Consider the following 8,881-nt stretch of genomic DNA (forward strand, 5'->3'; position numbering starts at 1 on the left):
CCCGCCTCCCCGCCCCGCCGGCCGCCGCGCCGCCCGGACTCCGCCGGGCGGTTTGACGGCGCGGCGCCACTGGCATACTAGTATACCAGTCCAAGGGGAAAACAGGCCGTCCATGATGCAGGTCGCGCTGGAACGCCGCGAACCGATCGCCCGCGAACTCTACGCGGCGCTGCGCCAGCGCATCCTGACCGGCGAGCTGGTGCCCGGCACCGCCATCGCCGAGGCCCCCATGGCCGAGCAGCTCGGCGTCTCCCGCACCCCCGTGCGCGAGGTGTTCCGCCGCCTCTCCGATGAGGGGCTGCTGGAAGTGCGGCCGCAGATCGGCAGCTTCGTCGCCCCGATCCAGCTCGACGCCGTGCATGACAGCCAGTTCGTGCGCGAGACGCTGGAATGCCGCACCGTGCGCATGGCCGCCGAGCAGGCGCAGGACGGGGACATCGCCGCGCTGCGCGCCGAGATCGAGCGGCAGCGCCCCGCGGTGCAGGGCGGCGACGCGCTGGGCTTCTTCGCCAGCGACGAGAGCTTCCACGCCGCGCTGATCCGCATGGCCGGCCGGCCCGCCATCTGGCGCGTCATCCAGGACGTGAAGACGCAGCTCGACCGCGTCCGCTACCTCTCCACCGAGAGCCAGGCCTGGCTCGAGATGATCTTCTCCGAGCATGAGCGCATCGCCGAGAGCGTCGCCGCGCGCGACGCCGACGCGGCGGAAGCCGTGATGCGCCAGCATCTGCGCACCGTCTTCGCCGCCATCGAGAAGCTGCGCGAGACGCGCCCCGAATACTTCGCCCCCGCCCGCTGAGGTCCGCCATGGTCGCCATCGCCGTCGCCAAGCCGCATCTGCTGCAGCTGTTCGAGGAGAGCCCGGCCGCGCCCGGCCCGGGCGAGGTGCTGCTGCGCGTGCAGCGCGGCGGCATCTGCGGCTCCGACCTGCACATCTTCCACGGCAGCAACCCCTTCGCGAAGTATCCGCGCATCATCGGCCATGAATTCGCGGGCGTGGTCGAGGCGGTGGGCGCCGGGGTGACGCGCCTGGCCGAGGGCGACCGGGTGGTGGCCGATCCCGTCGTCTCCTGCGGCGAATGCTATGCCTGCCGCGTCGGCCGCTCCAATGTCTGCGGCCGGCTGGAAGTCTTCGGCGTGCACCGCGATGGCGGCTTCCGCAACCGGCTGGTGCTGCCCGAGGCCAATCTGGTGGCGATCCCGGACAGCCTGCCGATCGCGCTGGCGGCGCTGGCCGAGCCCTTCTCCATCGCCGCCAACGTCCTGTCGCGCACCGGCATCGAGGCGCAGGATTCCGTGCTGATCTACGGCGCCGGCACGGTCGGGCTGACCGTGCTGCAGGTGGCCAAGCTGCATGGCGCGCGCTGCATCGTGGCCGACCCGGACGAGGCGCGGCTGGAGCGCGCGCGCGGCTTCGGCGCCGATCTCACCGTCAACCCCAAGGCGCGATCGGTGGCCGAGGCGGTGGCCGGCGAGCATGACGGGCTCGGCCCCTCGGTCGTCATCGACGGCGCCGGCATCCCGGCGCTGCTGGATGAGGCCTGCCGCGTGGCGAGCCCGGCGGGGCGCATCGGCATCCTCGGCTTCTCGCCGGCGCCCTGCAATGTGAGCCAGCAGGAGATCGTCAAGAAGGAGCTGAGCCTGGTCGGCTCGCGCCTGAACCGCCGCCTGCTGCCGCAGGTGGTGCAATGGCTGGCCGAGGGCAGGCTGCAGCCCGCCGCCATGATCACCCAGACCTTTGCCGCGGCCGATGCGCCGGAGGCCTTCGCGCTGATCGAGCGCGACCCGGCCAGCACGCTGAAGGTGCAGCTGGCCTTCGACTGACCGCGCGGGCGCCGCGCCATTCTTCCAGGAGGAACGCTTTCAATGAACGACAAGATCCGCCTTCCCCGCCGCGCCGCGCTGGGCGGCCTGGCCGGCGTGCTGGCGCTCGGCGCCGCGCCGGGCCTGCTGCGCGCCCAGTCGCGCACCACGCTGAAGCTCGGCCACCTGGCCAATGAGGACAACACCTGGCACAAGGCCTGCGTGAAGTTCGCCGAGGAAGTGGCGCGCCGCACCAATGGCGCCATCGAGGTGCGCGTCTTCCCGAACGAGCAGCTCGGCAAGGAAACCGACCTGATCAAGGGCATCCAGCTCGGCACGGTCGATTTCACCATCACCGGTGAATCGCTGCAGAACTGGGCCCCGGCCGCGGCGCTGCTGGCGGTGCCCTATGCGGTGCGCGACCTCGGCCATATGGACAAGGTGGTGGGCGGCCCGATCGGCACGCGCATCGCCGAGGAGATCACGGCGCGCACCCAGCTGAAGCCGCTGGGCTACTTCGCCCGCGGCCCGCGCTACCTGACCTCCAACCGGCCGATCACCAAGCCGGAGGAGCTGAACGGCCTGAAGCTGCGCGTGCCCAACGTGCCGCTCTTCGTGAAGTTCTGGGAGGCGCTGGGCGCCAAGCCGACGCCGATGGCCTTCTCCGAGGTGTTCACCTCGCTGCAGAACCACACCATCGACGCGCAGGAGAACCCGCTGGCGCTGATCAAGTCGGCGAGCTTCAGCGAGGTGCAGAGCCACATCAACCGCACCGAGCATGTGCTGAGCTGGATCTACCTGGTGGGCGGCAGCCGCAAGCTCTCCCGCCTGCCGGCCGAGCAGCAGGCGGCGATCGCCGAGGCGGCGAAGGCCGCGCAGGAGTATGAGCGCGGCCTGTTCATCGAGGATGAGCGCAACCTGGCGAACGAGCTGACCGCCAAGGGCATGCGCTTCGTCGATGTCGACAAGCAGGCCTTCGCCGCGCGCGGCCGCGACGCGGTGGCCAATGCGCTCTCCGCCGAGATCCGCCCGCTCTACGAGCAGATCCTGGCCGGCTGATCCGGGGGGAAGCCTGATGCGCCTCGTCCTTGCCGGCCTCCTCGCCGCCGCGCGCGCCGTCTGCCGCGCCGGCACGCTGGCCGCCTTTCTCGCGCTGATCGGGGTGGTCACCATCCAGGTGCTGGGCCGCGTGCCGGGCTTCCCCTCCTTCGCCTGGACCGAGGAGGTGGCCCGCTTCGCGCTGGTCTATCTCGTCGGCTTCTCCTGCGGCCTGGCGCTGCTGCGCGGCGAGATGGTCAATGTCGACCTGTTCACCGCGCCGCTGCCGGAGGCGGCGCGGCGCGTCATCGACCGCCTCGTCGACCTCATCGTGCTGGGCTTCTGCCTGGCCATCCTGCCCGGCGCCTGGGACTATGTCGCCTTCAGCGCCGGCGAGCGGGCCCGCTCGCTCGACATGCCGATGATCGTCATCTACGCGGTGATGCTGCTGATCCCGGCCTCGCTCGCGCTGTTCTCCGTCTTCCGCCTGCTCGGCTTCGCCGAGAAGCCGCCCGCCTCGCATGGGGAGCTGACCTGATGCTCGTGACCCTGCTCTTCGCGAGCTTCGCCCTCTGCCTGGTGCTGGGCACGCCGGTCGGCATCGCCCTCGGCGTCGCCTCGGCGGTGTATCTGTTCGGCGCCGACATCGACCTTTCGGTCGTGGCGCAATACAGCTTCGCCGGCATGGACAGCTTCGTGCTGCTCTGCATCCCGGGCTTCGTGCTGGCCGGCAACCTGATGAATGGCGGCGGCATCACCGACCAGATCGTGCGCTTCGGCAATGCGCTGGTCGGCCATATCCGCGGCGGGCTGGGCCTCGCCAATGTCACCGGCTCGATGGTCTTCGCCGGCATCGCCGGCACGGCGGTGGCCGAGACGGCCTCGATCGGCTCGGTGATGATCCCGGCGATGCGCCGCGCCGGCTATGACGCGCCCTTCGCCGCCGCCGTCACCGCCGCCGCCTCCACGGTCGGCCCGATCATCCCGCCCAGCGTGCCGATGATCATTGTCGGCACCCTCTCGGGCCTGTCGGTCGGCAAGATGTTCCTGGCCGGCGCGGTGCCCGGGCTGCTGCTCGGCTTCGGCATGATGGTCACGGTCTATATCCTGTCGCGCCGCCGCAACTACCCGAAGGGCGAATGGCGCGGCTTCGGCGAGATCCTGCGCTCCAGCCGCGGCGCCTTCTGGGCGCTGCTGATGACCGCCGTCATCCTCTACGGCATCGTCGGCGGCGTCTTCACGCCGACCGAGGCCTCGATCGTCGCGGCGCTCTATGCCTTCGTCGTCGGCCTCTTCGTCTACAAGGGCTTCACCCTGCGCCAGGTGCCGGGGCTGCTGCTGGAGAGCGCCATCGGCTCGGGCGGGCTGATCCTGCTGGTGGGCCTGGCCAATGTGTTCGGCTGGATCCTGACCAGCGAGCAGATCCCGCAGGCCATCGCCGCGGCGATGCTGTCGGTCACGACGAACAAATACGTCATCCTGCTGATGGTCAACGTGCTGCTGCTGATCGTCGGCACCTTCATGGAGACGATCGCGGCGCTGATCATCCTGTTCCCGCCGCTGCTGGCGGTGGCGCTGCAGGTCGGCATCGACCCGATCCATTTCGCCATCATCGTCGTGCTGAACCTGATGATCGGCCTGACCACGCCGCCGGTCGGCGTCTGCCTCTTCGTCGCCGCGAACATCGCAAAGGTCTCGCTCGGCCAGGTCAGCCGCGCCATCATCCCTTTCCTGATCTGCAACATCATCGTGCTGATGCTGGTCTCCTTCATCCCGGGCCTGTCGCTGTGGCTGCCGGGCTTCCTGCTGCCGTGAGCCGCGCCATGCCCGCCCTTCCCCGCCTCGGCCCTGACAGCCTCGCCGCCCTGCCGGACGCCATTGCGCGGCCGCGCTATGACCGCGCGGCGCTGCGCCCGGCCATCGTGCATCTCGGCCTCGGCGCCTTCTTCCGCGCGCATGGCGCCCTCTACACCGAGGATGTGCTGAACGCGCAAGGCGGCGACTGGGGCATCGTCGGCGCCAGCCTGCAGCGGCCCGACCAGCGTGACCGGCTGGCGCCGCAGCAGGGGCTCTACACCGCGATCGAGCACGGGCCGGAGGGCGCCCGCGCCCGCGTGGTGGGCAATCTTCTGGGCGTGCTGGTGGCGCCCGAGGATCCGGCGGCGCTGGTCGCGCGGCTGGCGGATCCGGAGACCCACATCGTCAGCCTGACGGTGACCGAGAAGGGCTATTGCCACGACCCGGCCACCGGTCGCCTGCGCCCCGACCATGCCGAGATCCGCGCCGATCTGGAACAGCCCGATGCGCCGCGCAGCGCGCCGGGCTTCCTGGTGGCGGCGCTGCGCCGGCGGCGCGCGGCGGGGCTGCCGCCCTTCACCGTGCTGTGCTGCGACAACCTGCCGCACAATGGCCGGCTGCTGGCCGGGCTGCTGCGCGACCATGCGGCGCTGCGCGACGATGCTGTGGCCGCCTGGATCGAGGCCGAGGTGCCCTTCCCCTGCACCATGGTCGATCGCATCGTGCCGGCGCTCACCGAAGCCGACCTGGCCGAGGCGCGCGCGCTGACCGGCCATGAGGACGCGGCGCCGGTGGTGCATGAGCCGTTCCGGCAATGGGTGATCGAGGATCGCTTCGCCGGCGATGCGCGCCCCGACTGGGCGCTGGCCGGCGCGCAATTCGCCGCCGATGTCGCGCCCTTCGAGCATATGAAGCTGCGCCTGCTGAACGGCGCGCATTCGGCGCTGGCCTATCTCGGCTATCTGGCCGGGCATGAGACGATCGGTGACACCATGGCCGATGCCGCCTTCGCCGGTTTCCTGCGCGCGCTGTGGCGCGAGGAGATGCTGCCCACCCTGCCGCCGCCGCCGGGCACCGATCTTCTTGCCTACACCGACGCGCTGGCCGCGCGTTTCGCCAACCCGGCCATCCGGCACCGCACCTGGCAGATCGCCATGGACGGGTCGCAGAAACTGCCGCAGCGCCTGCTCGGCACGGTGCGCGAGCGTCTGGCGCAGGGCCTGCCGATCCCGCGCCTGGCCTTGGTCGTCGCCGCCTGGATCCGCTATGTCGGCGGCGTCGACGAGCGCGGCGGCGCCATCGATGTGCGCGACCCGCTGGCGGCCGCGCTGCGCGAGGCGCTCGACGCGGCGGGCGGAGACCCGGCGGCGCGGGTGCGCGCGGCGCTCGGCTTTCCCGCCATCTTCGGCACGGATCTGCCGGCCGAGCCGCGCTTCACCGACGCCGTCACCGACGCCTATCGCCGCCTGCTCGCCGCCGGCGCCCGCGCCGCCCTCGCCTGATCGAACCGACCCCCGGAGGAGTTTCCCCATGCAAGAAACCTGGCGCTGGTTCGGCCCCGACGACGCCGTGACGCTGCAGCACATCCGGCAGACCGGCGCGCGCGGCATCGTCACCTCGCTGCACCAGCTGCCCTATGGCGTGGTGTGGAGCGTCGAGGAGATCGAGAAGCGCAAGGCGATCCTCGCCGCCGACCCCTCGCTCGGCCTCACCTGGGAGGTGGTCGAGAGCCTGCCGGTGCATGAGAAGATCCGCCGCGGCGATGCCGATTGCGCGCAGCTCTTCGACAATTACCGGGCCTCGCTGCGCAACCTCGCCGCCTGCGGCGTCAAGGTCATCTGCTACAACTTCATGCCGGTGCTGGACTGGACGCGCACGGAGCTGGCGCATCCGGTGCCGGGCGGCGGCACGGCGCTGCGCTTCAACGCGCATCACTATGTCGCCTTCGATGTCTACATGCTGGAGCGCCCGGGCGCTGCCGATGGCGTGCCGGCCGAGCTGCTGGCGCGCGCCAAGGCCTGGGTCGATGCCGCCAGCCAGGCGCAGAAGGACACGCTGCTGGCCTCCATCATGGCCGGGCTACCGGGCGCCTATGACCGCTACGACATTCCCGGCCTGCGCCGCATCCTCGCCGAATACGGCCAGATGACGCATGCCGACCTGCAGGCCAATCTGCAGCGCTTCCTGGAAGAGGTGATCCCGACGGCGGAGGAGGTCGGCATGCGGATGTGCATGCATCCCGACGATCCGCCGCGCCCGCTCTTCGGCCTGCCGCGCATCGTGTCGACCGAGCAGGACATCGCCGACCTGCTGGCTATGGTGGACAGCCCGGCCAACGGGCTGACGCTGTGCACCGGCTCGCTCGGCGCCGGGCCGCAGAACGATCCGGTGGCCATCGCCCGCCGCTTCGCCGACCGCATCCACTTCGCGCATCTGCGCAATGTCGCGAAGGAGCCCGACGGCTCCTTCATGGAGGCCGACCATCTGGATGGCGACACCGACATGGTGGGCGTGGTCGAGGTGCTGCTGACCGAGCAGCAGCGCCGCAAGGCGGCGGGCCGCGCCGATTGGCGAATTCCCTTCCGCCCCGATCACGGGCATGAGCTGGCCTATGATCTCGGCCGTGGCACCTTCCCCGGCTATCCGCTGATCGGCCGCATGAAGGGCCTGGCCGAGCTGCGCGGCGTGATGCGCGCCCTGGCGCAGACCAAGGGCCTGCCGCTGTGAGCGCGGAAGCCCTGCTGCAGCGCTTCCGCGCCGCCCGCGCCATTCCCGTCATCCGCACCAGCACCGCCGCCCATGCGGCGGCGGTGGTGGGCTGGCTGAAGGAGGCGGGGCTCTCGATCTTCGAGATCACCATGACCATCCCGGACGCGCCGGCGCTGATCCGCGAGCTGGCCGCCGACCCCTCGCTGCTGGTCGGCGCCGGCACGGTGCGCGACGCGGCGGCCGCGCGCGCCTGCCTCGATGCCGGCGCGAAGTTCCTCGTGGCTCCCTGGGTCGATGCCGAGCTGGCGGCCCCCTGCCGCGAGGCCGGTGCCGCGCTGCTGCTCGGCGCCATGACGCCCACCGAGGTGCGCGCCGCGCTCGCCGCCGGCGCCGACGCGGTGAAGATCTTCCCGGCCAGCTCGGCCGGCGGCCCGGGCCATGTGAAGGCGCTGCGCAGCGTCTTCCCCGGCGTCGCCTTCTGCCCCACCGGCGGCGTCGATCCCGGCAACATGCCGGACTATCTGGCGGCCGGCGCGGCCTTTGTCGGCATCGGCGGCGCGCTGGTCGACGAGAAGCGCATCGCCGCCGGCGACCGCGCCGCCATCCAGGCCGTGGCGGCGCGCATGCTCGGCCAGGAGCGCGCCTGACCATGCTGCTCTGCATGGGCGAGCCGATGCTGGAGCTGAACCAGCAGCCGGCCGGCGCGGAGGGCCGCGTGCATTTCCTGCAGGGCCATGGCGGCGACACCTCCAACGCCGCCATCGCCGCGGCGCGGCAGGGCTGCGCCGTCGGCTACATCACCGCCATCGGCGAGGATGCGCCCGGCCAATCCTTCCTGTCGCTGTGGCAGGCGGAGGGCGTGGACATCGCGCATGTGCGGCGCGACGCGGCGGCACCGACCGGCCTCTACCTGGTGACGCATGGCGCCTCCGGGCACGAGTTCCAGTTCTACCGCAGCCACTCCGCCGCCAGCCGCTACCGCGCCGCGGATCTGCCGCTCGACGCCATCCGCGCGGCGCGCCTGTTCTACGCCTCCGGCATCAGCCTCGGCATCTCGGAGAGCGCGGCCGATGCGGTGCTGGCGGCGATCGGCGCGGCGCGGCAGGCGAGGGTGCCGGTGGCGCTCGACACCAATTACCGCCCGCGCCTCTGGCCGCGCGCCCGCGCCGCCGCGCTGATCCACGCCGCCATGGCGGAGGCGGAGATCGCCCTGCCCAGCCTCGACGATGCGACGGCGCTGACCGGCCTCAGCGATCCCGACGCCGTGCTGGATTTCTACCTGGCACTCGGGCCGAGGCTGGTGGCGCTGAAGATGTCCTCCGCCGGCACCTATCTGGCGACGCCGGAGGGGCGGCTGCGCATCCCGCCCTTCCCCTGCCGCCCGGTGGACGCGACCGGCGCCGGCGACACCTTCTGCGGCAGCTTCCTGGCGCGGCTGCTGGCGGGCGACGCGCCGGAGCAGGCCGCGCGCTACGCCGCCTGCGCGGCGGCGCTGTCCACGCAGGGCTATGGCGCCGTGGCGCCGATCCCCGAC

Annotated in this window: 9 protein-coding genes; all 9 read left to right on the forward strand. The window is 71.7% G+C overall.

All coding sequences use genetic code 11. From position 1 onward, the window contains the following. Nucleotides 1-112: 112 nt before the first annotated feature. Nucleotides 113-799 (forward strand): GntR family transcriptional regulator, encoded by a 687-nt coding sequence (locus HMPREF0731_RS15970; protein WP_007005208.1) that lies wholly within the window; start codon nt 113-115, stop codon nt 797-799. Between the two features lie 8 nt (nt 800-807). Continuing rightward, nucleotides 808-1,824: a Zn-dependent oxidoreductase gene (locus HMPREF0731_RS15975; protein ID WP_007005209.1), complete on the forward strand. Its 1,017-nt coding sequence runs from the start codon at nt 808-810 to the stop codon at nt 1,822-1,824. A 42-nt stretch (nt 1,825-1,866) separates the two neighbouring features. Then, entirely contained in the window at nt 1,867-2,862 is a 996-nt protein-coding gene (locus tag HMPREF0731_RS15980) for a TRAP transporter substrate-binding protein (protein WP_007005210.1), read from the forward strand. 16 nt (nt 2,863-2,878) lie between these two features. Beyond that, complete coding sequence (locus HMPREF0731_RS15985) at nt 2,879-3,379, forward strand: TRAP transporter small permease (RefSeq protein ID WP_007005211.1); 501 nt, start codon at nt 2,879-2,881, stop codon at nt 3,377-3,379. Beyond that, nucleotides 3,379-4,656 (forward strand): TRAP transporter large permease, encoded by a 1,278-nt coding sequence (locus HMPREF0731_RS15990; RefSeq protein WP_007005212.1) that lies wholly within the window; start codon nt 3,379-3,381, stop codon nt 4,654-4,656. Before HMPREF0731_RS15985 ends, HMPREF0731_RS15990 begins: the two co-directional genes overlap by 1 nt. Before the next feature lie 8 nt (nt 4,657-4,664). Further along, nucleotides 4,665-6,140: a mannitol dehydrogenase family protein gene (locus HMPREF0731_RS15995; RefSeq protein ID WP_040613628.1), complete on the forward strand. Its 1,476-nt coding sequence runs from the start codon at nt 4,665-4,667 to the stop codon at nt 6,138-6,140. Between the two features lie 28 nt (nt 6,141-6,168). Continuing rightward, nucleotides 6,169-7,365, forward strand: coding sequence for a mannonate dehydratase (gene uxuA, locus HMPREF0731_RS16000; RefSeq protein ID WP_007005214.1), 1,197 nt, complete (start codon nt 6,169-6,171; stop codon nt 7,363-7,365). After that, nucleotides 7,362-7,994: a bifunctional 4-hydroxy-2-oxoglutarate aldolase/2-dehydro-3-deoxy-phosphogluconate aldolase gene (locus tag HMPREF0731_RS16005; protein ID WP_007005215.1), complete on the forward strand. Its 633-nt coding sequence runs from the start codon at nt 7,362-7,364 to the stop codon at nt 7,992-7,994. The genes uxuA and HMPREF0731_RS16005 overlap by 4 nt, the downstream gene beginning before the upstream one ends. Nucleotides 7,995-7,996: 2 nt before the next feature. Further along, nucleotides 7,997-8,881 (forward strand): sugar kinase (locus tag HMPREF0731_RS16010; protein WP_007005216.1); only part of this gene is annotated, 885 nt, incomplete at its 3' end.

The organism is Pseudoroseomonas cervicalis ATCC 49957 (assembly GCF_000164635.1).
Lineage (GTDB): Bacteria > Pseudomonadota > Alphaproteobacteria > Acetobacterales > Acetobacteraceae > Pseudoroseomonas > Pseudoroseomonas cervicalis.